Source organism: Rhodoferax sp. P2_H8_2 (genome assembly GCF_056403235.1).
The window spans coordinates 337,550-363,394 of record NZ_JBFUFW010000002.1; the positions used below are offsets into that span (position 1 = coordinate 337,550).

At 59.8% G+C, this 25,845-nt stretch carries 21 protein-coding genes and 1 pseudogene; 11 read left to right on the forward strand and 11 right to left on the reverse strand.

Annotated elements, in window-relative coordinates; all coding sequences use genetic code 11:
• Nucleotides 1-32: 32 nt before the first annotated feature.
• The 6 genes and pseudogenes from AC1DV6_RS04520 to AC1DV6_RS04545 all read right to left on the reverse strand — a co-directional run.
• Nucleotides 33-155: pseudogene (locus tag AC1DV6_RS04520) on the reverse strand (ESPR-type extended signal peptide-containing protein); the annotation flags it as partial.
• A 56-nt stretch (nucleotides 156-211) separates the two neighbouring features.
• Nucleotides 212-1,423, reverse strand: coding sequence for a glycosyltransferase (locus tag AC1DV6_RS04525; protein ID WP_477975532.1), 1,212 nt, complete (start codon nucleotides 1,421-1,423; stop codon nucleotides 212-214).
• A gap of 27 nt (nucleotides 1,424-1,450) precedes the next feature.
• Complete coding sequence (locus AC1DV6_RS04530; RefSeq protein ID WP_477975534.1) at nucleotides 1,451-2,605, reverse strand: hypothetical protein; 1,155 nt, start codon at nucleotides 2,603-2,605, stop codon at nucleotides 1,451-1,453.
• The gene (locus AC1DV6_RS04535; RefSeq protein ID WP_477975536.1) at nucleotides 2,605-3,408 is read right to left on the reverse strand and encodes a 2OG-Fe(II) oxygenase family protein; all 804 of its coding nucleotides are present in this window, start codon (nucleotides 3,406-3,408) and stop codon (nucleotides 2,605-2,607) included. The genes AC1DV6_RS04530 and AC1DV6_RS04535 overlap by 1 nt, the downstream gene beginning before the upstream one ends.
• Nucleotides 3,409-4,095 carry a glycosyltransferase family A protein gene (locus tag AC1DV6_RS04540; protein WP_477975538.1) on the reverse strand — a complete coding sequence of 229 codons (687 nt, stop codon included), beginning with the start codon at nucleotides 4,093-4,095 and terminating at the stop codon, nucleotides 3,409-3,411.
• A gap of 17 nt (nucleotides 4,096-4,112) precedes the next feature.
• Entirely contained in the window at nucleotides 4,113-8,066 is a 3,954-nt protein-coding gene (locus AC1DV6_RS04545) for a DUF3683 domain-containing protein (protein WP_477975540.1), read from the reverse strand.
• A 172-nt stretch (nucleotides 8,067-8,238) separates the two neighbouring features.
• On the opposite strand from AC1DV6_RS04545, the gene ugpB reads away from it, so the two are divergent.
• Genes ugpB through ugpQ form a run of 5 tightly spaced genes read left to right on the forward strand, consistent with a single transcriptional unit; the run spans nucleotide 8,239 to nucleotide 13,110 of the window.
• Entirely contained in the window at nucleotides 8,239-9,558 is a 1,320-nt protein-coding gene (gene ugpB / locus AC1DV6_RS04550; RefSeq protein WP_477975542.1) for a sn-glycerol-3-phosphate ABC transporter substrate-binding protein UgpB, read from the forward strand.
• Nucleotides 9,559-9,569: 11 nt separating this feature from the next.
• Nucleotides 9,570-10,451, forward strand: coding sequence for a sn-glycerol-3-phosphate ABC transporter permease UgpA (gene ugpA, locus AC1DV6_RS04555; RefSeq protein ID WP_477975544.1), 882 nt, complete (start codon nucleotides 9,570-9,572; stop codon nucleotides 10,449-10,451).
• 12 nt (nucleotides 10,452-10,463) lie between these two features.
• The gene (ugpE, locus tag AC1DV6_RS04560; RefSeq protein WP_477975546.1) at nucleotides 10,464-11,315 is read left to right on the forward strand and encodes a sn-glycerol-3-phosphate ABC transporter permease UgpE; all 852 of its coding nucleotides are present in this window, start codon (nucleotides 10,464-10,466) and stop codon (nucleotides 11,313-11,315) included.
• Nucleotides 11,315-12,337, forward strand: a complete 1,023-nt coding sequence (locus tag AC1DV6_RS04565; protein WP_477975548.1) for a sn-glycerol-3-phosphate import ATP-binding protein UgpC — start codon at nucleotides 11,315-11,317, stop codon at nucleotides 12,335-12,337. The genes ugpE and AC1DV6_RS04565 overlap by 1 nt, the downstream gene beginning before the upstream one ends.
• Nucleotides 12,337-13,110 carry a glycerophosphodiester phosphodiesterase gene (gene ugpQ / locus AC1DV6_RS04570; RefSeq protein ID WP_477975549.1) on the forward strand — a complete coding sequence of 258 codons (774 nt, stop codon included), beginning with the start codon at nucleotides 12,337-12,339 and terminating at the stop codon, nucleotides 13,108-13,110. The genes AC1DV6_RS04565 and ugpQ overlap by 1 nt, the downstream gene beginning before the upstream one ends.
• Here the strand turns inward: ugpQ and AC1DV6_RS04575 are convergent.
• On the reverse strand, nucleotides 13,097-14,041 hold the full coding sequence (locus AC1DV6_RS04575) for a GNAT family N-acetyltransferase (RefSeq protein WP_477975551.1): 945 nt from the start codon (nucleotides 14,039-14,041) through the stop codon (nucleotides 13,097-13,099). The genes ugpQ and AC1DV6_RS04575 overlap by 14 nt on opposite strands.
• Nucleotides 14,042-14,058: 17 nt before the next feature.
• A complete protein-coding gene (locus AC1DV6_RS04580) occupies nucleotides 14,059-14,328 on the reverse strand; it encodes a hypothetical protein (RefSeq protein ID WP_477975553.1) in 270 nt (89 codons plus the stop codon).
• 73 nt (nucleotides 14,329-14,401) lie between these two features.
• On the opposite strand from AC1DV6_RS04580, the gene hemA reads away from it, so the two are divergent.
• The 5 genes from hemA (at nucleotide 14,402) to AC1DV6_RS04605 (ending at nucleotide 22,129) form a co-directional block, all read left to right on the forward strand.
• The gene (hemA, locus tag AC1DV6_RS04585; RefSeq protein ID WP_477975555.1) at nucleotides 14,402-15,661 is read left to right on the forward strand and encodes a glutamyl-tRNA reductase; all 1,260 of its coding nucleotides are present in this window, start codon (nucleotides 14,402-14,404) and stop codon (nucleotides 15,659-15,661) included.
• Between the two features lie 136 nt (nucleotides 15,662-15,797).
• Nucleotides 15,798-16,895: a peptide chain release factor 1 gene (gene prfA / locus AC1DV6_RS04590; protein WP_477975557.1), complete on the forward strand. Its 1,098-nt coding sequence runs from the start codon at nucleotides 15,798-15,800 to the stop codon at nucleotides 16,893-16,895.
• A gap of 55 nt (nucleotides 16,896-16,950) precedes the next feature.
• Complete coding sequence (prmC, locus tag AC1DV6_RS04595; protein WP_477975559.1) at nucleotides 16,951-17,826, forward strand: peptide chain release factor N(5)-glutamine methyltransferase; 876 nt, start codon at nucleotides 16,951-16,953, stop codon at nucleotides 17,824-17,826.
• Nucleotides 17,827-17,849: 23 nt separating this feature from the next.
• Nucleotides 17,850-19,049, forward strand: coding sequence for an efflux RND transporter periplasmic adaptor subunit (locus tag AC1DV6_RS04600; RefSeq protein ID WP_477975561.1), 1,200 nt, complete (start codon nucleotides 17,850-17,852; stop codon nucleotides 19,047-19,049).
• Nucleotides 19,046-22,129 carry an efflux RND transporter permease subunit gene (locus AC1DV6_RS04605; protein WP_477975563.1) on the forward strand — a complete coding sequence of 1,028 codons (3,084 nt, stop codon included), beginning with the start codon at nucleotides 19,046-19,048 and terminating at the stop codon, nucleotides 22,127-22,129. Before AC1DV6_RS04600 ends, AC1DV6_RS04605 begins: the two co-directional genes overlap by 4 nt.
• 31 nt (nucleotides 22,130-22,160) lie before the next feature.
• Here AC1DV6_RS04605 and AC1DV6_RS04610 read toward each other — a convergent pair whose 3' ends face one another.
• Entirely contained in the window at nucleotides 22,161-22,637 is a 477-nt protein-coding gene (locus AC1DV6_RS04610) for an FKBP-type peptidyl-prolyl cis-trans isomerase (protein ID WP_477975565.1), read from the reverse strand.
• Nucleotides 22,638-22,768: 131 nt separating this feature from the next.
• On the opposite strand from AC1DV6_RS04610, the gene grxD reads away from it, so the two are divergent.
• Entirely contained in the window at nucleotides 22,769-23,095 is a 327-nt protein-coding gene (grxD, locus tag AC1DV6_RS04615; protein WP_477975567.1) for a Grx4 family monothiol glutaredoxin, read from the forward strand.
• Nucleotides 23,096-23,412: 317 nt separating this feature from the next.
• Here the strand turns inward: grxD and AC1DV6_RS04620 are convergent, their stop codons facing one another.
• Nucleotides 23,413-24,066: a lytic transglycosylase domain-containing protein gene (locus AC1DV6_RS04620; RefSeq protein ID WP_477975569.1), complete on the reverse strand. Its 654-nt coding sequence runs from the start codon at nucleotides 24,064-24,066 to the stop codon at nucleotides 23,413-23,415.
• Complete coding sequence (locus tag AC1DV6_RS04625; RefSeq protein ID WP_477975571.1) at nucleotides 24,063-25,805, reverse strand: proline--tRNA ligase; 1,743 nt, start codon at nucleotides 25,803-25,805, stop codon at nucleotides 24,063-24,065. The genes AC1DV6_RS04620 and AC1DV6_RS04625 overlap by 4 nt, the downstream gene beginning before the upstream one ends.
• Between the last annotated feature and the right edge of the window lie 40 nt (nucleotides 25,806-25,845).

Consider the following 25,845-nt stretch of genomic DNA (forward strand, 5'->3'; position numbering starts at 1 on the left):
CCCACCTCGGGAGGGCGCTGGAGCGCTGCGGCTCTGACACGGCGGCCAGATGTTCCACTGCTCGATGAATCTGTTTCGGCCACTGCAACCATGGCTCCAAGAGCCTGGTTCCAGACGGTGCGGAAAATGTGGTTGAGAGAGGCTCGACTCGACATGATGCAACTCCAGATATGCCCAGCGACTGGCGTGTTGCGGGCGAACGAAGATTAGATCACATAGCCCCCTTAAGGAGTAAGTCAAATTCCCGGTGAATTGCGTCTGAAACCGCTTGCGTGTCGTAAGGACCACATTGTTGCGCCAGTTGTCTGGCACGTAGGCGATAGCCAGGGTCCATCTCCAAGGCTCTCAGGGGGGCCGTGAAGCTCGTCTGATCCTGGAATGCCATGGTGGCAACGCCTTGCGCAACCAGGTTTTGGACCAAAAACAGCTGCTCCTGGTGCTGGGGAATCAGGAGCTGGGGAACGCCGGAAACCACAAAATGGGCCGCCGTACTGTGATTGCCATGGTTGATCACCCAATCTGCCTGCTGGGCGACGATTTGCAGATCCACCGGGGCATCCACAAACACTAACCTGGTGTTGGCATAAGAGTGCCGCACGGCCTCGGGCAAATGCCTGACAAACAACACCGCACGCGCGTTTTGAGCCATCAAGCCGCGCAATAACAGCTCAATCGACAAAAATGGCTGCAGATAACCGAAAACTAATGGCCCAGACCCTTTGGGCCATGGTGGCGCCGGCTGGGGCCTGGGCGACTCCACGCCCAGATAACGCGCATTCGGCCGGGGGCCGAAATGTTCCAGCACAGGCCAAGTCATCAAAAAACTCGTGTCAGCCTGCGCATAGATCGCGTGCACATTCGGAATTTCAGGCAATGCCAACCGGGTCAATGCCGCATTGATGAGTTTGCAGACCTCCCCATCGTCCTGCCGCAGGCCTTCCCAGACCTGCTGGGAGCGCAATGTCGTCGGAAATGGCAGGAAGGGCTCACTGGCGTCGCTTTGGATAGGTGGCGCGGTAAATCCGTTACCGATCAATATCTTTTTGAAGCGGCGATGGTGCGCCGCGATCAATGCCGTCGGGCTGTGCTCGAACAGCACCAAGTCCGGTTTAACGCTGTCATAAATGTCACCCCAGGTCCGCAAGTACCCTGAGAGTTCGTCAACGCTGCTGAAACATTGACGGATCAGCAGATGGGTAAAGCTCGGAATTCCGGCCGGCTCCAGCGGGATGCCCGCGGTGCGGTGCGGCGCCTGGATGCATTGAATCGGCAGATCGCCGAAAACCAGCTTCACGTGCTGGAGCTCTTTAAGCGCCATGACCACCCGATGGCCCTGCTGCAACGCGATTTCCACCGGCAGACGCAGATTGCTCAAGTGGCCAAGATTGCCCCCCAACTCCCACACACACAGTAACGTTGCCATATCAATGGCCCATCCACCAGCGTGAAATCAAACAGCTGGGGCGCATAGTGCCGCAATCAATTTCTGCCGAGCGGCGGAAACCTGATTCCTCAAAATTTGCTGAACCTGCGCAAGAGAATCCGCGTCTGCCAGAACCGCAGCCGTGCGTTGCACCATCTTTTCCAGCTCCGCAGTATTCGCCAAAGTTGCAGCAATCTCTTCTGCATACAGGTAGTAGTCTGCTGCCAGAATTTGGCGGAAAAACAGCTCCTTCTTTTTGTCATCCAGCGTGCCTGTGGCATGCGACTGCGCGCGCCCGATGCCAATCACCGGAACCCCTTCGCGCCAACCAGATACCGCAAGGTGATAGGTATCGGTGATAACGGCGGCAGCGCGCCGTATGACCGCCAGCTTGAAGGCCAGACCATCCAGACCTTCCGGCTGATCCAACCAGTCAAGCACCACCAGTGGCACTTGGAATTGTGCGGCAACGCTTTCAGCGAACCGCATCAGCGAAGTATCCATGCCAGAGCGGCCGAAGAAGCAGACGATGAATTTCTCTGGCACCGTATCCGCGACAAACTTTTGGGCCAAATCCATAGGTAGCGCGGCATCGGCATCCAGCAGCAAAGCGCAATCGCATCCCAGGGTGTAGCCTTGGTCCGGCGCAATGTGCGGCACCAGGTTGGCCGACACAAAATCCCTTGGAGCAACCAGCCGGGCCACACTAAACAAGGAGGCCAATGCGGACTGGTATCGGGTGTCTGACAGATGCCGCGCGGTCATGCCGTAAAAAGTGCCCCCAAAGACAATGACGCGGTCGCGAAACTGTGCGGCATGCTGCTCCAGCAAAAACATGCGATACCAGTGATCCACCATTTTTGGCACGCTCCAGCCTGCTTCGAGGAGCGGATTTTCATATGGCCAATCCCAGTGCGCGTAGGGCAACCAGTGCACAAAATCACCCCAATAGATGATGCAATCGTAGCGTTCAAGTTCCTCAGGGCTATTCAACGCCAGGTATTCCAGCCCTTCTCTGTTACCAGGCACGCTTCTCGCTCTTTTGGGGTTGAGGTAAGTCAGCGTATTGCGCCCTGGGAGCGAGCGAAACACGCTGTCCAGTGCCAAATCCACCGACAACATGCCGGGATTGAGGCCCGAGGGATCAGCGCAAATCGCCGCAAAGTTTTTCATGTTGGACATTACTTCGCGAGTTTGGTGACCATCAGGTCTGGCTCGGACAGGTCGTGGAACAAACCAAACGGCGGCTCATAAAGCTGGAATTGCATGCCGTAGCGTCGATTGGGCACGGCCTCATCAATCGCCTTTACCGCATGGAAAGACTGGCGGGTTTTGAAGAAAAGAAAGAAGTTGTTGGGCTTGTAAGGCGCCACCTTTTTGACCACAAAATCGTCAGGCTGGTAGTGGTTATTGCCCCAACAACGCACCAGCGGATTACGGTGCACACACAGTTGCGTACCGTATTCTTCAAAACCTGGCCTGTCTGCAAAAGCAAAGATGCAGGTGAAGATGCGGGTTGGAATATCGGTATGCGGTCCAATATTGAAACCGGGTTCATGTTGCTGCACGAAGAGTTCCTTGCGCAGCAGGTTGAGAAAGTCCGGCGACTGCACGATCTCGCCAAATCGCAAACTGAAGTACTCAGGAAATTTGGCAACGACCAGATTGACGAACCAGTGGTCCGCCAGGAAACACGCTTTGATCGCCTCCCAAAATGCCTGGTGTTCCGGCAACGCCTGAAAGATCTGATCCTGGTGGAAGTTGATCTGCCGGCGCGCCCAATAGGGGGTGGAAGTCTTTGTCGGCGCTTGGGCAGGTGTCATCCACTGTGCGCCCGTATTCTGGTTGAACGGATTCGCTTCGAGAATCCAGCCATAGACCTCTGGCGGGAAAAACTCCTCAATGACCAGATGCGGGAAGGGCAACTGCTCCAGCCGTGCATCCTTCAGCTTTTGCTCGATATGCTGGCGCAATCTGTCAATCATCTAGCTTCCTTGTACCTGCAATAACAATTCAACTTGCCGGGTTTCCTCCGGTGAGAGTGCTTGCGCAAACGGCGCGATGGCCGTATCCCAGTGCGCGCGCTCCCATGTGTTTTCGCCATGGTAAACGTACACATACAGATCCGGACGGTTCAGACCGGCAAGCTGATTGGCATGCAGCATGCGCTCGATTACGGGCGTATCTTCCTGCTTGGAGATTTCGGCGTAGGCGGGCACCGATTCGCGCCTGGCAACCAGGCTACCCTCCCACGTGCGCTCGCCGGAAATCATGGCCGTACGGGTCAATGCGTCATACAGCACCCAACGCGTCAGGACACAACCCAAGCGTCCGGTTGACTGTATCGTGTGAATTTGCGCCTCCAACCGGAGGGGGGCGCACCAGTCGTCATCGTCCCATTGGGCAATGTAAGTGCCGCGGCAGGCGCGCACCGCAAGATTGCGCAAGCTTCCCAGGGGGAGTCTTGGTGACGCCCCCACTTCCAGCGACAGAATTCTGGGATTGTTAAGCGTCAGCACAAACTCGCGGGTCGCCAGGTCATCCGATTCGTACAGGATGACCAGCTCTCGCGCTTCGTAGGTCTGACTCAGAAAACACGCCACCGCACGGCGCAGCATCGCCACACGGTTGCGGGTTACACACAGGCAGGAAATCAGAGCATTTGCTGCCATGCGCGATTACGGCAGTACTACACCAGCACCCGCTCAATGCCCCCGGCATTGGCCGTTTGCACGTACTCAGGTAGCCACTCTTTACCCAAGATTTGATTCGCCATCTCCACGACGATGTAGTCGGCTTCCAGCAGGCCATTATTCAGGTCATTGCCGTAGCGCGACAGGCCTTGCAGACAACTTGGGCAGCTCGTCAGAATCTTGATGTTGCCCTTCGCAGGTTCCGTTGCCTCTGCGCCATCGGTCGGAGCCGTCAGCGCACGCAGCGCCGTCTCATCCTTGCGCAACTCTTCTTCCTTGCGGAAACGGATTTGCGTGGAGATGTCCGGCCGCGTCACGCCCAGCGTGCCGCTCTCTCCACAGCAGCGTTCGCTTTTCAATACTGCATCGCCCACCAGCGCCTTGACGGTCTTCATCGGGTCTTGCAACTTCATCGGCGTGTGGCAAGGGTCGTGGTACAGGTAGCCTGTGCCCGCGCCGCCATCCGGTACCAGCGTGATGCCCTTTTCCAGCAGGTATTCATGGATGTCGATGATGCGGCTTCCAGGGAAGATTTTGTCGAACTCGTAGCCCTGCAACTGGTCGTAGCAAGTTCCGCAGCTCACCACCACGGTCTTGATGTCCAGGTAGTTCAGCGTGTTGGCCACGCGGTGGAACAGCACGCGGTTGTCGGTGATGATTTTTTCGGCCTTGTCGGCCTGACCGCTGCCGCGCTGTGGGTAACCGCAGCACAGGTAGCCCGGCGGCAACACGGTTTGCACACCGGCGTGCCACAGCATCGCCTGGGTTGCCAGACCCACCTGGCTGAACAAGCGCTCCGAGCCGCAGCCGGGGAAGTAGAACACCGCCTCGGTTTCGGCTGTCGTTGTCTTCGGGTTGCGGATGATTGGCACGTAATCCGCATCTTCAATGTCCAGCAAGGCGCGCGCAGTCTTCTTGGGCAGGCCGCCGGGCATCTTCTTGTTGATGAAGTGGATGATCTGTTCCTTAATCGGAGCAGTCCCCACCGTAGCCGGTGGCTTGTTCGTTTGCTTGCGCGCTGCCAGACGCAATACCTGGTTCGCCAGGCGCTGGGCCTTGAAACCTACGCCCACCATCGCTGTGCGCATCAGCTTGATGGTTTCTGGGTTGGTAGCGTTCAGGAAGAACATCGCTGCGGCGTTACCAGGGCGGAAAGACTTCTGCCCCATCTTGCGCAACAGGTTGCGCATGTTCATCGTCACATCGCCAAAGTCGATCTTCACCGGGCACGGCGATTCGCACTTGTGGCAGACCGTGCAGTGGTCGGCCACGTCTTCAAACTCTTCCCAGTGGCGAATTGAAATGCCGCGGCGCGTCTGCTCTTCGTAGAGAAAAGCTTCGACCAACAGCGAGGTCGCCAGAATCTTGTTGCGCGGGCTGTACAGCAGGTTTGCGCGCGGCACGTGGGTCGCGCACACCGGTTTGCACTTGCCACAACGCAGGCAGTCCTTGATCGAGTCGGCAATATCGCCAATATCGCTCTGCTGCATGATCAGCGACTCATGCCCCATCAGGCCAAACGACGGTGTGTAGGCGTTGGTCAGGTCGGCATAAATCTGCACCGGGTTGTGAGAAGAATTGGCCTCCAACGCCCGCCCAGCAAGCGTAGGCAGCTCCTTATTTCGTAGCAACTTGCCTTTATTGAAACGCCCTTCGGGATCAATCCGTGCCTTGTAATCGGTAAACGGCTGCAGCTCGGCATCGCTCAAAAACTCCAGCTTGGTGATGCCAATGCCGTGTTCACCGGAGATCACGCCGTCCAGCGAACGCGCCAGCGCCATGATGCGTTTGACTGCGCCGTGGGCAGCCTGCAACATGTCGTAATCATCGCTGTTGACGGGGATGTTGGTGTGTACATTGCCGTCACCCGCGTGCATGTGCAAGGCTATCCAGACACGGCCCTTGAGCACGCGCTGGTGAATCGCGCTGCATTCGGCCAAGATGGCTTCGAACGCCCCGCCGGTGAAGATGTCTTGCAGCGGCGCACGCAACTGCGTCTTCCAGCTGGCTCGCAGCGAATGCTCCTGCAATTGCGGGAATAAGGTATCGACCTGGTCGAGCCACTCCTGCCACTGGCTGCGCACCTGCTCCACCAGAGCGAGGGCTTGCGCCACACGGTCTTCCAGCAACTCGGCCGCAGGCACGGCGTCGTCCAACTTGCCCAACGGCAAACTGCCGCGGCCCAGAAACTCAGCCAGCGCGGCGCACAGCGCCAGCTTGTTGCGCAGCGAGAGCTCGATGTTGATGCGCTCAATGCCGTCGGTGTACTCCGCCATTCGTGGCAAAGGGATCACCACGTCTTCGTTGATCTTGAACGCGTTGGTGTGTTTGCTGATGGCCGCGGTCTTTTTGCGGTCCAGCCAGAATTTCTTGCGCGCCTCGGGGCTGATGGCGATAAAGCCTTCGCCGCTGCGCGAGTTCGCGATGCGCACCACCTCGCTGGTCGCGCGGGCCACGGCGTCGGCATCGTCACCGGCAATGTCGCCGACCAACACCATCTTCGGCAAGCCGCCGCGCTTGCTCTTGGTCGCGTAACCGACGGCCTTCAGGTAGCGGTCGTCCAGATGCTCCAGCCCGGCCAGCAGCACGCCCGAACGCTTTTGTTCCGCGAACATGAAGTCCTTGATTTCGACAATGCTGGGCACCGCGTTGCGGGCATGGCCAAAAAACTCCAGGCAGACGGTGCGCGTATGCGAAGGCATGCGGTGCACGACCCAGCGCGCGCTGGTGATCAGGCCATCTGTGCCCTCTTTCTGGATACCCGGAAGGCCACTCAAGAACTTGTCAGTAACGTCTTTGCCCAGGCCTTCCTTGCGGAAAGTCGCGCCGGGAATATCGAGCCGCTCCGAGCGAATTGGCGTTTTGCCATCGGCCTTGAAATATTGCAGCTCGAAGCTAGCCACGTCCACGTCATGGATCTTGCCCATGTTGTGGTTGATGCGGGTGACTTCCAGCCATTCAGCCTGCGGGGTCACCATGCGCCAGCTGGCCAGATTGTCCAGCGCCGTGCCCCACAGCACGGCCTTCTTGCCGCCCGCGTTCATCGCGATATTGCCGCCGATGCACGAGGCTTCGGCAGAGGTCGGGTCCACCGCAAACACAAAGCCGCCGCGCTCGGCCGCATCAGCCACGCGCTGCGTCACCACGCCGGCTTCAGACCAGACGGTTGCCACTTCCCGATCCATCCCGGGCAGCGTTTTCATCTCCACTTCGGTCATGGCTTCGAGCTTTTCGGTGTTGATCACCGCGCTCTTCCAGGTCAGCGGGATGGCCCCGCCGGTGTAGCCGGTACCGCCGCCACGCGGAATGATGGTAAGGCCCAGTTCGATACAGCCCTTGACCAGCCCGGCCATCTCTTCTTCAGAGTCCGGCGTCAGCACTACAAACGGGTACTCCACGCGCCAGTCGGTCGCATCGGTCACGTGGGACACGCGGCTCAGACCGTCGAACTTGACGTTGTCTTTGGCCGTCAAGCGGTACAAAACCTTTTGCGTCTTCTTACGCAGCCCGGCCACTTCAATAAAGGAGGCATCGAATGCGCTTACAGATGCGCGCGCAGCAACGAGCAGCGAGCCGACCATCGCATCACGTTCGGGGTCGGTGTCAGGCGTGCGGCGCTTTTCCACTTCACCCAGCCGGTGCTGCAACGCATCGACCAGCATACGGCGACGCCGCGGGTTGTCCAGCAAGTCATCCTGCAAATAGGGGTTGCGCTGCACGACCCAGATATCGCCCAGCACCTCATACAACATGCGGGCAGAGCGGCCGGTGCGGCGTTCACCGCGCAGCTGGTTCAGCTTCTCCCACGCCTGTGCGCCCAGCAGGCGAATCACGATTTCGCGGTCGGAAAACGAGGTGTAGTTGTACGGAATTTCGCGGATGCGCTCATGCGACGGCGCGGCACTGCCCGATGCGGGCAGCAAGTGATGGAGCGATGTGGGTGCGTTCATCAATATTTGGGGGTTGCGGCCGGTGCGGCGCGTACTGGCCCGCAGAGGCGGACCAGAGATAGTACCGCAGTGCAGCAATAGCGCGCCGCTCTAGTGGAAAGCACTAGGCAGAGCCAAGGGGTATGTCCGTTGTAATCGGTCTGAAACTCGCCCAACCTCCCCAGGAGCCCCCATGAAACCTTTTCGTTTTTTGCCCATCATTGCCGCCCTGACGCTTACCGCCTTGTCCTCGGGCGCAGAAGCCCAGACCGAAATCCAGTGGTGGCACTCGATGACCGCCGTCAACGGCGAGTGGGTCAATGACCTGGCGAAGGAGTTCAACGCCAGCCAGAAAGACTACAAGATCACCCCCACCTACAAAGGCACCTACGACGAATCCATGACCTCGGCCGTCGCAGCCTTTCGCGCCGGCAACGCACCGCACATCCTGCAAGTCTTTGAGGTTGGCACCGCCACGATGATGGCCAGCAAGACCGCCATCGTGCCCGCAGGCAAGGTGATGGCCGACGCGGGCTACAAGTTCGACCCCAAGGCCTATGTTCCTGCCGTCGCCGGTTACTACACCGCGCCGAATGGCCAGATGCTGAGCTTCCCGTTCAATAGCTCGACCACGGTTTTCTATTACAACAAGGACGCATTCAAGGCCGCTGGCTTGGACCCTGACAAGGCGCCAGTGACTTGGCCTGAAGTGGCGCTGGCAGCGGCCAAGCTCAAGGCCAATGGCCACAAATGCCCGATCTCCATCTCGTGGCAGGGCTGGACACAACTGGAGAGCTTCTCCGCCTGGCATAACGTCGAATTCGCGACCAAGCAGAACGGTCTGGCCGGTATGGATGCGCGGCTCAAGGTCAACTCACCGCTGCACATCCGCCATATCGAGAACCTGGCCAACATGGCCAAGCAAGGCCTGTTTGTCTACAAGGGCCGTGGCAATGTGCCCGAGGCCAGCTTCGCATCGGGCGAGTGCGCGATGATGACCACGTCCAGCGGCTTCTATGGCAACGTGAAAAAGAATGCCAAGTTCGCGTTTGGCCTGGCCCCGCTACCGCACTACCAGGACGTGCCCGGTGCGCCGCAGAACACCGTGATCGGCGGCGCCAGCCTGTGGGTCATGGCCGGCAAGAAGCCCGAGGAATACAAAGGCATCGCCAAATTCTTCGATTTCCTGTCCAAGCCCGAAGTGCAATCCGCCAGCCACAAGCGCACGGGCTACCTGCCCATCACCACCGCCGCATTTGAGATGACCGAGAAATCCGGCTTCTACAAACAAAACCCCGGCACCGATGTCGCCGTGAACCAGATGATCCGCAAAGTCACCGACAAGTCACGCGGCATCCGTCTGGGCAACTATGTGCAGATCCGCGCCATTGAAGACGAAGAGCTGGAGCAGGTCTGGGCTGGCAAGAAGTCGGCCAAGGAAGCACTGGACGCCATCGTGAAGCGCGGAGACGAAATGCTCGATCGCTTCGAAAAAGCCAATAAGCAGAAGTAAGCTCTGCATCTGTGGAAAAACGCGTCGTCTTCAAATCGCTATGGCTACCCTGGGTGCTGATTGCACCCCAGGTGGCCGTGATCGCGCTGTTTTTCTTCTGGCCCGCGGCGCAGGCCCTGTACCAATCGGTGCTGCAATCCGATGCCTTTGGTACGTCTGTCGAATTTGTCGGGTTGGAGAACTTCCGCAACCTGTGGAATGACGCGTCTTACCTCGCATCGTTTCAGACGACTGCGGTGTTCTCGCTGCTGGTTGCCACGCTGGGGCTCTCCCTGTCGCTGGTGCTCGCGGTGTTTGCCGACCGCGTGGTCCGTGGCTCCGGCATTTACCGCACTTTTTTGATCTGGCCCTACGCGGTCGCGCCCGCCGTCGCGGGCGTGTTGTGGCTGTTCATGTTTGCGCCCAGCATTGGCATCGTTTCCTACGGTATTCGCCATATCGGCCTGAACTGGGACCCGTTGCTCAACAGCCAGCACGCGATGACGCTGATCGTGATGGCTGCTGTCTGGAAACAGATTTCCTATAACTTCCTGTTCTTTCTGGCGGGCTTGCAGTCGATACCGAAATCGTTGATAGAAGCCGCAGCGATTGACGGTGCGCGCCCGTGGCGCCGCTTCTGGACCATCCAGTTTCCGCTGCTGTCGCCCACCACGTTTTTCCTGCTGGTCATCAACATCGTCTACGCCTTCTTCGACACCTTCGCCATCGTCGATGCGGCGACCAAGGGCGGCCCCGGCAAGGACACGGCCATCCTGGTCTACAAGGTCTATTTCGACGGTTTCAAGGCGATGGACCTGGGTGGCTCGGCTGCACAGTCAGTCGTGCTGATGGCCATCGTCGTCGTACTGACGGTCGTTCAATTCCGCTTTGTCGAACGCAAGGTGAATTACTGATGCGGACTCTTCATGGTTGAACGCCGCCCGGGCTTAAGTTTTCTGTCGCACTTGATCCTGATCATCGGGGTGCTTGTCATCGCCTTCCCGATCTACATCACCTTTGTCGCTTCTACCCATACTTCGCAAGACGTAGTGCAGTCCCCGATGCCCTTGTTGCCCGGCGCGCACTTTGTAGAGAACTACCAGACCGCCCTCTCTGGTAGCCGCGAAGGCAGCGGCTCGCATGCATCGGTGGGCCGCATGATGGTGGTCAGTCTGGTGACCGCACTGGTCATCTCGCTTGGGAAGATCTCGATCTCGCTGCTATCAGCCTTCGCCATTGTCTACTTCCGCTTTCCGTTTCGCATGGCTTTCTTCTGGGCAATTTTTGTCACGTTGATGCTGCCGGTAGAGGTACGCATAGGCCCGACCTACCAGGTGGTCGCTGATCTGGGTCTACTCAACAGCTACGCGGGGCTGACCGTCCCACTGATTGCCTCCGCCACCGCCACTTTCCTGTTTCGCCAATTCTTCCTTACGGTGCCTGATGAACTGGTCGAAGCCGCGCGCGTGGATGGCGCGGGCGCGATGCGTTTCTTCAAGGACATTCTGGTTCCGCTCTCTGCCACCAGCGTGGCCGCGCTCTTCGTCATCCAGTTCATCTATGGCTGGAACCAGTACTTGTGGCCGCTCTTGGTGACCACCGAAGAAAACATGTACCCAGTGGTGGTCGGCATCAAGCAGATGATTTCAGGCGGCGATGCGCAGACCGAATGGAACATCGTGATGGCCACCGCGATGCTGGCGATGTTGCCGCCAGCATTGGTAGTCATCCTGATGCAGAAGTGGTTTGTCAAAGGCTTGGTAGATTCGGAAAAATAATGGCTTCCATCGAACTTCAAAACGTCATCAAACGCTACGGCAGTGGCAAGGCCGCGAACCAGGTCATCCATGGCGTGAGCGCATCCATTGCCGATGGTGAGTTCGTCGTCATCGTGGGTCCTTCGGGCTGCGGCAAGTCCACGCTCTTGCGCATGGTCGCCGGGCTGGAGGAAATCAGCGAAGGCAACATTTCGATTGGTGGGCGCGTGGTCAATGACCTCGAGCCTTCCGAGCGCGACATTGCGATGGTGTTTCAGAACTACGCGCTGTACCCGCACATGAGCGTGTTCGACAACATGGCCTATGGGCTGAAGATTGCCAAGGTCCCGGTGAACGAGATCAAGGCGCGCGTGGACAAGGCGGCGAAGATTCTGGAGATAGGGCCTTTTCTGGATCGCAAACCCCGCGCGCTGTCGGGCGGGCAACGCCAGCGCGTGGCGATGGGCCGTGCCATTGTGCGGCAGCCGCAGGTGTTTTTGTTTGACGAACCGCTGTCCAACCTCGACGCCAAACTGCGCGCGCAAACCCGGCTGGAGATTCAGAAACTGCACCGCGAGCTGGGCATTACCTCACTGTTTGTGACGCACGACCAGGTTGAGGCGATGACACTGGCACAGCGCATGCTGGTGATGAACGCAGGCCGCATGGAGCAATTCGGCACACCCGAAGAGGTCTACAACCGTCCGGCCAGTACCTTTGTCGCTAGCTTCATTGGCTCGCCGCCCATGAACCTTCTCATGAGTGCCCCCAACGCCAAGCCCGGTGTCATCACCGGCATTCGGCCTGAGCATCTGGACATCACGCCCGCGGGCTGGGCACTGCGGGTCGAGGCGGTGGAGTTGTTGGGTGCCGAGCGTCTTGTTTATGGCCGCTGGGTCGATAGTTCGGCAGACGACACGGTGATCGTGCGCATCGAAGAATCCGATGCGGTGCCGACAATTAGCAGCACAGTGCATGTCACGCCGCGCGCAGGCAAAATTCACCACTTCGATGCCACCACCGGTCGACGTGTAGAAAGCTGATGACAACAGACACTTTGCCGCCATGGCCCTACCCCCGCTGGGTTGCCCACCGCGGTGCTGGCAAGCTGGCGCCGGAAAACACACTCGCAGCATTCCGACTGGGCGCGAGCCACGGGTACCGGATGTTCGAATGCGACGTGAAACTAAGCGCGGATGGCGTGCCCTTTCTTCTGCACGACAGCACATTGCAGCGCACCACCAACGCCAAGGCCCAATGGGGCACCGGTTTAAGCGCTGTCGCGGGCGAATATCCGTGGAGCGCGTTGTCCCAATTGGACGCCGGAAGCTGGCACTCGCGCAGCTTTGCCGGGGAGCCCATCCCCACATTCGCCGCGATTGCGCATTACTGCATCGCCAACGGCTACTTCCTGAACATTGAAATCAAACCCACACCGGGCACCGAGCGCCGTACGGGCGAAGTCGTGGCCGAGCATGCGGTGCACCTTTGGAAAGACGCTGCGGTACCGCCCTTTCTGACCTCGTTTGCACCAGAAGCGCTGGAAGGCGCACTGGCCACCGCGCCGCAATTGCCACGCGGTCTGCTACTCGACACGCTGTGGACAGGCTGGGTAGAGACGGCGCTGACGCTGGACTGCCAAGCCGTGGTCTGCAACCACTCACTGTGGGACACCAGCTCAGTGACCCAAGCCAAAAGCGCGGGCTTTAGAACACTGAGCTACACCGTAAACGACGAATGGGCCGCCGAGCGGCTATGGAACCTCGGCACCGACGGCATCATCACCGACCGGGTGGACCTGTTTAGTCCTGTTTAGGCTGTTTCCACTCCCGGCGCAGAACGCCGTAAATCAACGAGTCGGACACGTCGCCTTTATCCAGCCAGTGGTCGCGCAACAGCGCTTCGCGCTGGAAGCCCAGTCCCTCGACCAGTTTTTGTGAAGCGATGTTGCGACCATCGATATGCGCTTCCACGCGACGCATCTGGGGTGTCGCAAACGCATGGTCCACCACCGCACCCACGGCCTCACGCATCAGTCCTTTGCCCCAGAAGGCACGGCCCAGCACATAGCCGACTTCCAGCTTGCCGGTATCACCATCGAGGTCACGCAGCAAGGTGCCCCCGACCACCTTGCCGGTGGCTTTCTCCACTACCGCGTTGTAGGCAATCTTGCCGTCCGTGATCAGGCCCAGCATGCGGTGATACCAGTGCACAGCGTCGTCCATTGCCACCCAGGCCGCATAAGGCAGATAGCGCGTCACTTCTTCATCGCGGTTGATCTCCAGAAATTCCGGCAAATCACTTTGCAGCAAGGGGCGCAGCAGCAAACGCGGCGTCTCCAGTGTCGGCGTGACCAGGCCCACCGGCTGCTGACCGCCCACGCGCCATGGCGGATTCAGCCGGTTGTCACCCGCGTGGTACAGGCAAATGGGATTGCCACTGGGATCCAGCAGGCGGGCTTCGCGCCACAACCAGGATTCGTCTTGGGGCTCCTGTGTGAACTGCACGCCAAACGCCTTGAGCTCGGCGACGCGTAAATCCAGCGCGCCGCATTCGAAATACACAACGGTCTGCGGTGCTTCGGGAATTGGGTCTACCCAATGCACAGACAGCGTGACATCGCCCTTGGGCGCTTTGAGGCGTGCATAGTGCGCCGATTCGACCAGCAATGTGCAGCCCAAGCGCTTGTAAAACGCGACGCTGGCGGCTACATCCAGCGCAGGCAATGTGATCTGGTTCAGGTTCATAACGATTCAAATAGGGGTTAGCGCCGCATGGCCAGCCACTGGCTGGTCGCACAGACGACGACCAGCGCGGCATAGGCGGCCATCTTGCCGTCGCGTCCGAAGAACCACAGCGCGACGGCCAGGGCCACCATACCCGCTACGGAATTGATAGCTGCTTGCGCCATCAATACGCGGCCTGCGGGCCTTTTTCTATTGAAAATCCAGACCAACAAGGCGAGCAGACAGCCCACGGCCAAGGCCGGGGCCACGAAGTTCAGGATATGGTTGAGGAGGTCCAGCGGGCCCATGACAGAAGGTAAATGCAGGGGCAATTAAGCCCTGAATGTTGAATAAGCACATCGATTTTATAATCGAGGTCACATGGCAGTCTGGGCTCTCGGCATCAACCACACCACCGCTCCGCTGGATATGCGGGGACGGTTCGCGTTTGCCATGGACCAGATCGAGCCGCATTTGAGCGGTTTGCGCCAATCTCTCTCGCGTTCTCCCGAAGCCGCCATCGTCTCAACCTGCAACCGCACCGAGATTTATTGCGCTGGCGACGAGGTCGAACTGGAGCGCACATTGGCCTGGCTGGCCCAATCTGGCGGCGTCAACACCAACGAACTGCGCTCCCACGCCTACGTGCTGGAAGACGGACAGGCCGCGCGCCACGCCTTCCGCGTGGCCAGCGGGCTGGACTCGATGGTCTTGGGCGAGCCGCAAATCCTGGGTCAGATGAAGGACGCGATGCGCGCGGCCGATGCGGCGGGCGCTTTGGGTAGCACGCTATCCCAACTGTTCCAGCGTTCGTTTGCTGTCGCCAAGGAAGTGCGCACCTCCACCGAAATCGGCGCCCACTCGATCAGCATGGCCGCCGCTGCCGTGCGACTCGCTGGCAACCTGTTTGAAGACCTGGGCAAAGTCCAGGTGCTGTTTGTTGGTGCGGGCGACATGATCGAACTCTGCGCGACCCACTTCGCCGCCAAAACGCCGCGCAAGATGGCGATTGCCAACCGCACACTGGAGCGCGGCGAAAAGCTGGCTTCGCGCTTTGGCGCGGAAGTGATGCGCCTGGCCGACCTGCCGGATCGCCTGCATGAATTTGACGTGGTGATCAGTTGCACCGCCAGCACATTGCCTATTGTCGGTCTCGGCGCGGTGGAACGTGCGCTGAAGAAACGTAAGCACCGTCCGATGTTCATGCTGGACCTGGCCGTGCCGCGCGACATCGAACCCGAAGTGCGCGCGCTGGAAGATATTTACCTCTACACCGTGGACGACCTCTCCAGCGTGGTGCAGACCGCCCAGGCCAGCCGCCAGGCTGCTGTCGCACAGGCCGAAGCGATTGTGGACGCTGGCGTGCAGGGCTTTTTGCATTGGATCGAGCAACGCAGCGCGGTGCCGTTGATCCAGCAACTGCAAGCACAGACCGACGAATGGCGCGCGCTGGAGTTGGCCCGCGCGCGGAAGGCCATTGCCCGTGGTGACGATGTGGACGCGGTGCTGGAAGCCTTGTCCAAGGGACTGACGCAAAAGATGTTGCACGGGCCCATGGCCGAGCTGCATACGGGTGATGCGACTGCACGCGAGCGCGCGCAAAACGCGATTCGGCATTTCTTCCTGCGCAAAGAGCGTTAGCTGGGCTAGCCCCCACTCTCCCCCAGCCCCTCTCGCCCCGCCGACTGATGCGGGAGCCTAGCAGCCATATTTTGTTTTCTCGCTTCGACTAGGGCCTTACCGTCGTCGCGTTGCCAATCACCAGAATTGCAGTCCCATGAAACCATTCCTTCGTCAACAACTCGCTCGCTATACCGACCGCCAGGGAGAACTTGAATTTCTGTTGTCTCGCGAGGACATCATGAAGGACATGGAGCAGTTCCTGAAGCTCTCGCGTGAGCACACCGACGTATCTGCCGTCGCGTCACGCTGGGCACGCTACCAGCAACGCGAGGCTGATCTGGCCAGTGCGGAGGAAATGAAATCCGACCCCGACATGGCAGAGATGGCTGAAGAAGAAATCGCGTCGGCCACTGCGGAACTGGCGCAACTGGAAGCGGAGCTGCAACGCATGCTCTTGCCCAAGGACCCGGACGATGCCCGCCCCGCGTTTGTCGAAATCCGTGCTGGCACGGGCGGCGACGAGTCGGCACTGTTTGCTGGCGACTTGCTGCGCATGTACACCCGCTATGCCGACCGCTGTGGCTGGAAGACCGAGATCGTCAGCGAATCGCAAAGCGAACTGGGCGGCTACAAGGAAGTGGTGGTGCGCATGGAAGGCCACCACAACGGCACTGGCGCCTATGGTGCGCTAAAGTTCGAATCCGGCGGCCACCGCGTGCAGCGCGTGCCGGCGACCGAAACGCAAGGCCGCATTCACACCAGCGCCTGCACGATCGCCGTATTGGCCGAGCAGGACGAGGCAGAGGCCATCAAGATCAACCCGTCGGACTTGCGCATCGACACCTACCGTGCCAGCGGCGCCGGTGGCCAGCACATCAACAAGACCGACTCGGCGGTGCGCATCACGCACATCCCGACTGGAATCGTTGCCGAATGCCAGGACGGTCGCAGCCAGCACAGCAACAAGGCGCAGGCGCTGAAGGTGCTGACCGCTCGTATCCACGAAAAGGACCGCAGCGAGCGCGCTGCGAAAGACGCGGCCGAGCGCAAGAGCCTGGTCGGCAGCGGCGACCGCAGCGACCGCATCCGCACCTACAACTTCCCGCAAGGCCGCCTGACCGACCACCGCATCAACCTGACGCTGTACAAGTTGCTGCAAATCATGGAAGGCGACCTGCAAGATGTGGTGGATGCGCTGCAGGCCTATGAGGCGGCGGAGCAGTTGGCGGCTCTCGAATTGAGCAACAAATAGGCCTCCAAAGCGCGAAAGACGTGCGTAAGCAGCTATCAATACAGTAGCAATCCTGATGACAAACGTCTCTGTTCCAACCACCGTAGCCCAAGCGCTGGCCCATGCGCAAGCGTTAGGTCTGGCGCGGCTGGACGCGCAGATGCTGGTACTGCATGCACTGGGCCGGCCGGTGGCGGAACGCGCCTGGCTGCTGGCACACGACACGGATTCGCTACCCGCACCAGCAGCCCAGGTCTTGCAAGCCTTTGTGCAGCGCCGACTGGACGGTGAGCCCGTTGCATACATCACCGGTCACAAGGAATTCTTCGGCCTGGACCTGCAAGTCGATGCCCGCGTACTGGTGCCCCGGCCCGATACCGAAACCCTGGTGCAGTGGACGCTGGATGTTCTGGAGGGCGCTGCGCAGGCCAGCGTGCTGGACCTGGGTACCGGCAGCGGTGCGCTTGCTTTGGCGATCAAGAACAGCCGCGCCGATGTCGAAGTCCATGCCCGCGATTTCAGCGTTGATGCGCTGCAAATAGCCCAAGCCAACGCGCAACGACTGGGCCTCAATATCCAGTTTTCGCAAGGCTCCTGGTTCGCAGATTTACCAAACCGATACACAGTCGTCGTCTCCAACCCGCCGTATATCGCCGAGCAGGACTCGCACCTTCCCGCACTGCGCCACGAGCCGATAGAGGCCCTGACCAGCGGCCCGGACGGGCTGGACGACATACGCCAGATCATTGCCAACGCAGGCGATCACTTGTTGCCCGGGGGTTGGTTACTGCTGGAACACGGCCATGACCAGTCGGATGCCGTGTGCGCATTGCTGACCACAGCAGGCCTGGAACAAGCGCAATCCCGTACGGATTTAACGGGCACTTTGCGCTGCAGCGGAGCCCGATTTCCCGCAGGAAGTACACACAAACTTCACAGAGAAGTCCTATGATGACAAGCCACTTTCGACACCCCATGAAATCTCCTTCCTACCTCACCCTTTCCGCTTGCGTCATGGCTCTGGTGGCCTTGTCGGCTTGCTCCGAAAAGTCCGACGCCAGTAACGCCCCCGCCACAGCAGCTTCGGCGCCCGCAGCCGCCACGCCTGCCGCCGGTGCTTCTGCGCCCATGGCCCCTGTCAGCGTGACCACCGTCAAGGCGCAAAAGCGCGACCTGCCCGTCGCCTTCAAGGCCACAGGCACCGTCACCCCACTGACCAGCGTGGAAGTCAAAGCCCAGGTCAGCAGCCCGGTGGTGCAAGTGCATATCCAGGACGGCCAGTTTGTGCGCGCTGGCGAGTTGCTGATCACGCTGGATGCCCGCAATGAAGAAGCCAACCTGGCCAAAGCCCGCGCGCAAATGGCCAAGGACAACGCCACGCTTGCCGACGCACAGCGCCAGCTGATCCGCGCCAAACAATTGCTGGCGCAAAACTTTGTGTCGCAAGGCGCGATTGATTCCGCACAGGCTTTGGTGGATGGGGCCAACGCTACGGTTGCAGCCGACCAGGCCGCGATTGACGCGACCAAGGTCGCACTGTCCAACGCGCGCATCACTGCGCCGCTGGCAGGCCGCGCTGGCGCCGTCAACGTATCCGCGGGCAGCTCCGTGCAGGCCAACGTGACGCCGCTGGTCACCATTACCCAACTCGACCCGGTCGGTGTGGTGTTCAGCCTGCCGCAGCGCAACCTGGCGGACGCGCTCGGCGCGCTCAAGAGCAATGCCGGTGTGGTCACTGCCACACTGCCCGATGGCGTGGGTGAGTTCAAAGGCCGCTTGCGGTTTGTTGACAACAACGTGGACGCTGCTTCCGGTGCAATCAAGGTCAAGGCCGATTTTGCCAACCGCGACAACAAGCTGTGGCCCGGCGCGTTCGTGGATGTGGCGCTGAATGTCAACACCATCAAGGACGCGATCGTGATTCCGCAGGCCTCCATCGTGCAGACCGCGCGCGGCAGCATTGTCTATGTCGTCGAAGGCGGCAAGGCGGCACTGCGCCCGGTGCAACTGGTCAGCACGCAGGGCAGTGACGCAGCCGTCACCGGCATCAACGCGGGTGACATCGTCGTGCTGGACGGACGACAAAACCTGCGCCCCGGCGCACCCATCGTGGACAAGGGAAAAGAAGGCAAAGACGGCAAGACCGGTAATGCCAACGGCAGCGCCAAGTCATGAATCTCTCCGAACTCTTCATCCGCCGCCCGGTGATGACCGTGCTGCTGAACCTGGCCATCGTAGCGGCCGGGGTCATCGGCTTTCGCAGCATTCCGGTCGCGGCACTGCCCAGCTACGACACGCCGGTCATCAACGTGGGCGCCTCTTTGCCGGGCGCGAATCCAGAAACCATGGCGACGTCGGTGGCGCTGCCTTTGGAAAAGCAATTTCAGACCGTCCCTGGTCTGAAGACCATCAGCTCCAGCAGTACGCTGGGCAACACTTCGCTGACGCTGGAGTTTGAAGAAGGCCGCAATATCGATGCGGCCTCGGTCGACGTGCAGGCCGCGCTGTTACGCGCACAGCGTTCGCTGCCTATCGACATGACATCGACGCCAGCGTACCGTAAGGTCAACCCGGCCGATGCGCCCATCCTCTTCATCGCGCTGACTTCGCCTTCGCTGGCACCATCCGATTTGCAGGACTATGCCGAACATTTGATCTCGCCCACGCTGTCGACGATTGACGGCGTCGCGCAGGTCAACATCTTCGGCGCCAAGCGTTACGCAGTGCGCGTGCGCGTATCGCCCGCCGCGCTCTTGGCACGCAACCTGGGTCTTGACGAATTGAGCACGGCACTGCGGGCTGCCAACGTGAATACGCCGGTGGGCACACTGGACGGCGACAAACAAACACTAACGCTGCAGGCCAACCGCCAGTTGCGCAACGCCGAGGACTTCGCCAACCTGATCGTCAGCACCAAGGGCGGCACACCCGTGCGCTTGCGCGATGTAGCGGCGGTGGAAGACAGCTTGGAATCATTGAAGAGCTGGGCCACACTGAACGGCGAAAACTCCATCAGCATCGCGATACAGCGCCAACCCGGCGCCAACACCGTGCGGGTGGTAGACGCCATTCGCGCGACGCTGCCGAATCTGCAAAGCCAGATGCCACAGTCGGTCAAGATGACGCCCATCAATGACCGCTCCAAGTCGGTCCGCGAGGCGCTGCACGATGTGTCTCTGACGTTGATTGGCACCATCGTTCTGGTGGTGTTGGTGATCTTTCTGTTCCTGCGCCGCGTGGTCGCCACGCTGATTCCTGCGCTTTCGCTGCCGGTGTCGCTGATTGGTGCCGTTGCACTGCTTTGGGGCTTCGGTTACAGCCTGGACAACATCTCCCTCTTGGGGCTGACGCTGGCGGTCGGCCTGGTGGTGGACGATGCCATCGTCGTGCTGGAAAACATCATGCGGCACGTGGAGCATGGCGAAGACCCGTTCCAGGCCGCGCTGCGCGGCGCGCGCGAAGTGGGCTTCACCATCATCTCGATCTCCACGTCGCTGATCGCGGTGTTCATCCCGATCTTCTTCATGCCTGGCGTGATCGGCTTGCTGTTCCACGAGTTTGCAGTCGTGGTGGGCCTGTCCATCGTCGTGTCTGCCTTCGTGTCGCTGACGCTGGTGCCCATGCTGGCCAGCCGCTTCTTGAAAGATGAAAAGCACATGAAGGCGCCCGGCCCTGTAGTGCAAATGTTTGAACGCGGCTTCAACGCCACGCTCGCAAGCTACACCCGCGCACTGGACATCGCTCTGGGCCATCGCAAGGCCATCATCGTGCTCGCGCTGGCGACCTTTGTAGCCACCGCAGTGTTGTTCAGTTTCATCCCCAAAGGCTTCTTCCCGGAAGAAGACATTGGCCAGATCCAGATTTCTACCGAAGCGGGTGAAGACACATCCTTCCCCGAGATGGTTCGCCTGCAAGAGCGCGCTGCTGCTTTGCTGCGCGCCGACCCCAATGTGGCAACGGTCAGCTCCTTCAATGGCGGCAACGGAGCGCAAAACACGGGCCGCATGTTTATCAACCTGAAACCCCAAGGCGAACGCCCACCGATGAAGAAGGTCGTGGAGAGCCTGCGCAAGAAAGTGCGTGAAGTTCCTGGTATCACCCTGTTCTTCCGCCCTGTACAAAACTTGCAACTGGGCGGACGCCCCAGCAAGGCGCAGTACCAGTACATCCTGCAAAGCGTGCGGGCGGACGAACTGAACGGCTGGGCCGTCAAGCTGCAAGACAAGCTGCGCAATGACCCGCTGTTCCGCGACGTGACCAGCGATGCGCAACTCCGCGCACTGCAAGCCCAGCTCAAGATCGACCGTGACCGCGCCAATGCGCTGGGCGTGTCGATGGACGCGGTGCGCAGCGCTTTGTTCAGTGCCTTCGGTGAGCGCCAGGTCTCGACCATCTACCTGCCTACCGATAGCTACCAGGTGATCATGGAAGTGGCGCCCGAAGAGAAGCAGGACGAAAGCGCGTTGAGCGGCATTTATGTGCGTTCATCGACAGGCGCTCTGGTGCCGTTGTCCAGCTTCACCACGGTGGAGCGCACCGTCGGCGCTACGTCCATCAACCACGTGGGCCAGTTGCAGGCCGTCACGGTGTCGTTCAACCTGGCGCCTGGCGCTGCTCTGGGCGACGCCACCACCGAGATCGACAAGGCACGCGAAGCGATTCAGATGCCAGCTTCCATCATCACCAGCTACGGTGGCGATGCGGCGGTGTTCAAAAGCTCACAGGGCAGCCAGGCCGTGCTGATTGTTGCAGCGCTGGTGGTGATTTACGTGTTGCTGGGCGTGCTGTACGAAAGCTATATCCACCCCATCACCATCCTCGCGGGCCTGCCTTCTGCGGCCGTGGGTGCATTGGCGACGCTGATGCTGTTCGGCCAGGATCTGACGCTGATCGCCACCATCGGCATCGTGCTGTTGATCGGTATCGTGAAGAAGAACGCGATCATGATGATCGACTTCGCACTGGACGCGCAGCGCCATATGGGCATGACGCCGGAGCAAGCGATTCGTGAGGCTTGCATCCTGCGCTTCCGCCCCATCATGATGACCACGATGGCCGCGCTGATGGGTGCGATTCCGATTGCACTGGGTCTGGGCGCTGGCGCCGAACTGCGTCAGCCGTTGGGCTTGGCGGTTGTCGGTGGCCTGGTGTTCTCACAAGCAATTACGCTGTTCATCACGCCGGTGATTTACCTGGCGCTGGAACGCTTCAGCGGCCGCGGACCGGTATTGACGCCGGAAGTGCCGGTGGCGTAATAAAAAAGGCGGCTTGGCCGCCTTTTTTGTTTTAGTGGTGGTGACCGTGTGCGCCATGGACATGACCATGGGCAATTTCTTCAGCCGACGCGGCGCGCACTTCCACCACCTTCAGGTGAAAGCGCATGGTCTTTCCAGCCATCGGGTGGTTGCCATCCAGCATGACCTGGTCACCCTTGATCTTCAGCACAGTGAACACATGGGCCTCGCCATCGTCGCCGCGCATTTCCAACTGGCCGCCGACCTTCACGCCGGGTGGGAACTGGGTCTTGGGGATGGTCAGCATCAACGCCTCGTTGCGCTCGCCAAACGCCTCGCTGGGATTGAGTTCCACCATCGTGCTGAAACCCACGTCCTGGCCTTGCAGCGCGTCTTCAATCTTGGCAAAGGTATTGCCGTAGCCGCCATGCAGGTAGGCCATGGGCTCCTTGCTTTCTTCCAGTACCTTGCCTGTGCCATCGGCCACTTTGTAGCTCAGGGTAACGGCCGTGTCTTTTTCAATTTTCATGGGAATGTCCAAATTCAGAATCCGCCGATTATCCGGAAAAAGCCTTGCTCCGGGCGCTGCCATGGGCACCCGCCCAACCCCGTCGGCTGAGAAGTGAAATAATCGGGGCTTGTTACCGAAGGAAATTGGCCATGAGCGACACACAACAACGTATTGATTCCCTGGTGAAGTCCAATGAGATTTTGCTTTTCATGAAGGGCAACGCCAGCTTTCCGCAGTGCGGTTTCTCCGGCCGCGCGATCCAGATCCTGAAGGCCATCGGCGTCGACACCAAGACCATCAAGACGGTCAACGTGCTGGAAGACGAAGAAATCCGCCAGGGCATCAAGGAATACAGCCAATGGCCCACCATCCCTCAGCTTTACGTCAAGGGTGAGTTCATTGGCGGATCGGACATCATGATGGAGATGTATGAGTCCGGTGAACTTGCTAAGACGATTGGCTCTACGCCAGTCTGAGTTTCTCGGTTCCTTGAAGGCATTTCGCTCGCCCGCTGACGGCGCGGGGTAAACCCCAAAGCGAATGTCCCCCGGGGCCTTGAGGGCCCCTCCTCCTTGATTTCGCAATGGGGCTTACCCCGCACCCTCAGCTTGAGAGACTGCTAGCCGAGAAGTGCATTCCGGGTCACTGGCTCGCCAGCACCGAGTGAGATCAGGTGGGTTGGGTGCTCTTTTCCGGGAGGTCAAGGAGGAGCGCCCTCAGGGCGCGGGGGACACGTACGGAAAAGAGTACCCGACACGCCTGATCCAGAAGTAGCGATCCGCCCGAGGGGAAGTTAAACCCCAGAAAACTCCCAATTCTTCTTGGCCGCGAACACTGAGTTCGGATACGGCGCCTTGCCACGAGACCCGTTATATCGCCCCAGCGCCATGAACAAGTCGCCTTTTTCGATATCGAGGTAGTGCCGCAAGATCACGCAACCAAAGCGCAGATTGGTTTGCATGTGAAATAGCTTGCTCGCGTCTTTCTCGCCCAGCAACCGGATCCAGAAGGGCATGACCTGCATATAGCCGCGCGCTCCCACCCAGCTGATCGCCCTCTTGCGAAAGTTGCTTTCAACCTGAATCAGTCCCAGAACGACGTCTACATCCAGCCGACTACGCTTGCTGTTGTACCAGGCAGATTGCAGAAATTCTTCCCGTTCCTGCAGTGTCTTCAGATCGGACTTGCGGCCAATGAGTCGCTTGTTCATTTCGATCTTCCAGCGCAGGTAATGCAACCTCGCTTCAGTGCTGGAGAAAACCGGCTCAGGCGGTGCGTCCCCCTTTACCGCGTCGCTCATCGCATTGCGTACCGCATCGGCCAGGGGTTCTTCAATTTGCCCGCCAGCCAACGCTAGTTTGGGCAGCAGAAGCAGCCCATTCAATCCCAATGCAGTTTGCAGGCAGAAGCGCCTGGAAGTAATCCGGCGCTCTGAACCTTCGGTCATGCCTGCAGTTTGGAGCGCAACAGCGCTGCGATCTCCGCCACAGGAACGCTGGTTGCGGCCGCATCGCGGCGGTGCTGGTACTCGACCATGCCCTCTTTCAACCCACGGTCGCCGATGTTGACGCGGTGTGGCACACCAATCAGTTCCCAGTCGGCAAACATCGCACCCGGGCGCTCATTGCGGTCATCCAGGATCACGTCCACACCCGCTGCCAGCAGATCTGCGTAGAGCTTGTCGGATGCGGCCTTCACCTCAGGGAAGCGATCCGGACTGATCGGGCACAGCACCACGGTAAACGGTGCCAGCGCGTCGGGCCAGATGATGCCCTTGTCGTCGTGGTTCTGCTCGATGGCCGCGGCAGGCAGGCGGGTGATGCCGATGCCGTAGCAGCCCATTTCCATGAACTGCGGCTTGCCGTTCACGTCCAAGAAGGTCGCGTTCATGGCCTTGCTGTACTTGGTGCCCAGGTAGAACACATGGCCGACCTCAATGCCACGCTCAATCGCCAACACGCCCTTGCCATCCGGCGAGGCATCGCCCGCCACAACGTTGCGCAGATCGGCAACCATGTCGGGCTCGGGCAGGTCACGGCCCCAGTTCACACCGCGAATGTGGAAGTCTTCAGTATTCGCGCCGCAGATCCAGTCGGCCATCACAGCCACTTCGCGGTCAGCCACGATCTTCAGCGGCTGCTTCAGGCCAATGGGGCCTAGGTAGCCAGGTTTGCAGCCAAAGTGCGCTTCGATTTCGGGCACGGTAGCAAAACGGAAGTCCGCGAGCCCAGCGAGTTTGCCGACCTTGACTTCATTCATGTCGTGGTCGCCGCGCAACAGCAGCAGCCAGACCTGGGTCTTGACGATGTTTCCTTTGTCGTCCTTGGCGTCGGTCGCAAGCACCAGCGATTTGACGGTGGTAGACAAAGGGACATTCAGCAACGCGGCTACATCTTCGCAGGTGCTCTTACTCGGAGTCGCTATCTTTTCCATAGCTGCTTGCGCCTGTCCTCTGGGCCCTGCGGGCGCCAAGGCCTCTGCTTTTTCCATATTGGCTGCGTACTCGCTGCCTGGGCAGTAGACGATGGCGTCTTCGCCGGTTGCCGCGATCACCTGGAACTCTTCGCTCAAGTCTCCGCCAATCGCACCGCTGTCAGCCGCCACCGCGCGGTAGGTCAGGCCAAAGCGGTCAAAAATCTTGCGGTAGGCGCCAGCCATCACCTGGTAGCTGGCCTTGGCGGAGTCCTGGTCGCGGTCAAAGCTATATGCGTCCTTCATGATGAACTCGCGGCCACGCATCAGACCAAAGCGCGGGCGGCGCTCGTCGCGGAACTTGGTCTGGATTTGGTACAGGTTCTTGGGTAACTGTTTGTAGCTCTTGATTTCCTGGCGAGCGATGTCGGTCACCACCTCTTCGCTGGTGGGCTGGATCACAAAGTCGCGGTCATGGCGGTCCTTGATGCGCAAAAGCTCAGGCCCCATCTTTTCGAAACGGCCCGTTTCCTGCCAAAGTTCGGCGGGCTGCACAACCGGCATCGTCAGCTCGACTGCCCCGGCGCGGTTCATTTCCTCACGGACGATGGCCTCGACCTTACGAATCACGCGCAAGCCCATGGGCATGTAGTTGTAAATGCCAGCGCCCAGCTTTTTGATCATGCCGGCGCGCATCATCAGCTTGTGGCTGACGACTTCGGCGTCAGCAGGGGCTTCTTTGAGGGTGGAAATGAGGAACTGGGAAGCTTTCATGGGGCGATTGGGGTGTCTTCAATGCACTTCGCCCCTTGAT

Excerpts from the sequence above, each read along its gene's own strand:
- prmC (WP_477975559.1), top strand. The coding sequence starts at position 16,951 with ATGACAAACGTCTCTGTTCCAACCACCGTAGCCCAAGCGCTGGCCCAT.
- grxD (WP_477975567.1), top strand. The coding sequence starts at position 22,769 with ATGAGCGACACACAACAACGTATTGATTCCCTGGTGAAGTCCAATGAG.
- AC1DV6_RS04545 (WP_477975540.1), bottom strand. The coding sequence starts at position 8,066 with ATGAACGCACCCACATCGCTCCATCACTTGCTGCCCGCATCGGGCAGT.
- prfA (WP_477975557.1), top strand. The coding sequence starts at position 15,798 with ATGAAACCATTCCTTCGTCAACAACTCGCTCGCTATACCGACCGCCAG.
- AC1DV6_RS04535 (WP_477975536.1), bottom strand. The coding sequence starts at position 3,408 with ATGATTGACAGATTGCGCCAGCATATCGAGCAAAAGCTGAAGGATGCA.
- AC1DV6_RS04575 (WP_477975551.1), bottom strand. The coding sequence starts at position 14,041 with ATGAACCTGAACCAGATCACATTGCCTGCGCTGGATGTAGCCGCCAGC.
- AC1DV6_RS04565 (WP_477975548.1), top strand. The coding sequence starts at position 11,315 with ATGGCTTCCATCGAACTTCAAAACGTCATCAAACGCTACGGCAGTGGC.
- AC1DV6_RS04605 (WP_477975563.1), top strand. The coding sequence starts at position 19,046 with ATGAATCTCTCCGAACTCTTCATCCGCCGCCCGGTGATGACCGTGCTG.
- AC1DV6_RS04610 (WP_477975565.1), bottom strand. The coding sequence starts at position 22,637 with ATGAAAATTGAAAAAGACACGGCCGTTACCCTGAGCTACAAAGTGGCC.
- ugpE (WP_477975546.1), top strand. The coding sequence starts at position 10,464 with ATGGTTGAACGCCGCCCGGGCTTAAGTTTTCTGTCGCACTTGATCCTG.
- ugpQ (WP_477975549.1), top strand. The coding sequence starts at position 12,337 with ATGACAACAGACACTTTGCCGCCATGGCCCTACCCCCGCTGGGTTGCC.
- AC1DV6_RS04525 (WP_477975532.1), bottom strand. The coding sequence starts at position 1,423 with ATGGCAACGTTACTGTGTGTGTGGGAGTTGGGGGGCAATCTTGGCCAC.
- AC1DV6_RS04580 (WP_477975553.1), bottom strand. The coding sequence starts at position 14,328 with ATGGGCCCGCTGGACCTCCTCAACCATATCCTGAACTTCGTGGCCCCG.
- AC1DV6_RS04530 (WP_477975534.1), bottom strand. The coding sequence starts at position 2,605 with ATGTCCAACATGAAAAACTTTGCGGCGATTTGCGCTGATCCCTCGGGC.
- ugpB (WP_477975542.1), top strand. The coding sequence starts at position 8,239 with ATGAAACCTTTTCGTTTTTTGCCCATCATTGCCGCCCTGACGCTTACC.
- AC1DV6_RS04600 (WP_477975561.1), top strand. The coding sequence starts at position 17,850 with ATGAAATCTCCTTCCTACCTCACCCTTTCCGCTTGCGTCATGGCTCTG.
- hemA (WP_477975555.1), top strand. The coding sequence starts at position 14,402 with ATGGCAGTCTGGGCTCTCGGCATCAACCACACCACCGCTCCGCTGGAT.
- AC1DV6_RS04620 (WP_477975569.1), bottom strand. The coding sequence starts at position 24,066 with ATGACCGAAGGTTCAGAGCGCCGGATTACTTCCAGGCGCTTCTGCCTG.
- AC1DV6_RS04625 (WP_477975571.1), bottom strand. The coding sequence starts at position 25,805 with ATGAAAGCTTCCCAGTTCCTCATTTCCACCCTCAAAGAAGCCCCTGCT.
- AC1DV6_RS04540 (WP_477975538.1), bottom strand. The coding sequence starts at position 4,095 with ATGGCAGCAAATGCTCTGATTTCCTGCCTGTGTGTAACCCGCAACCGT.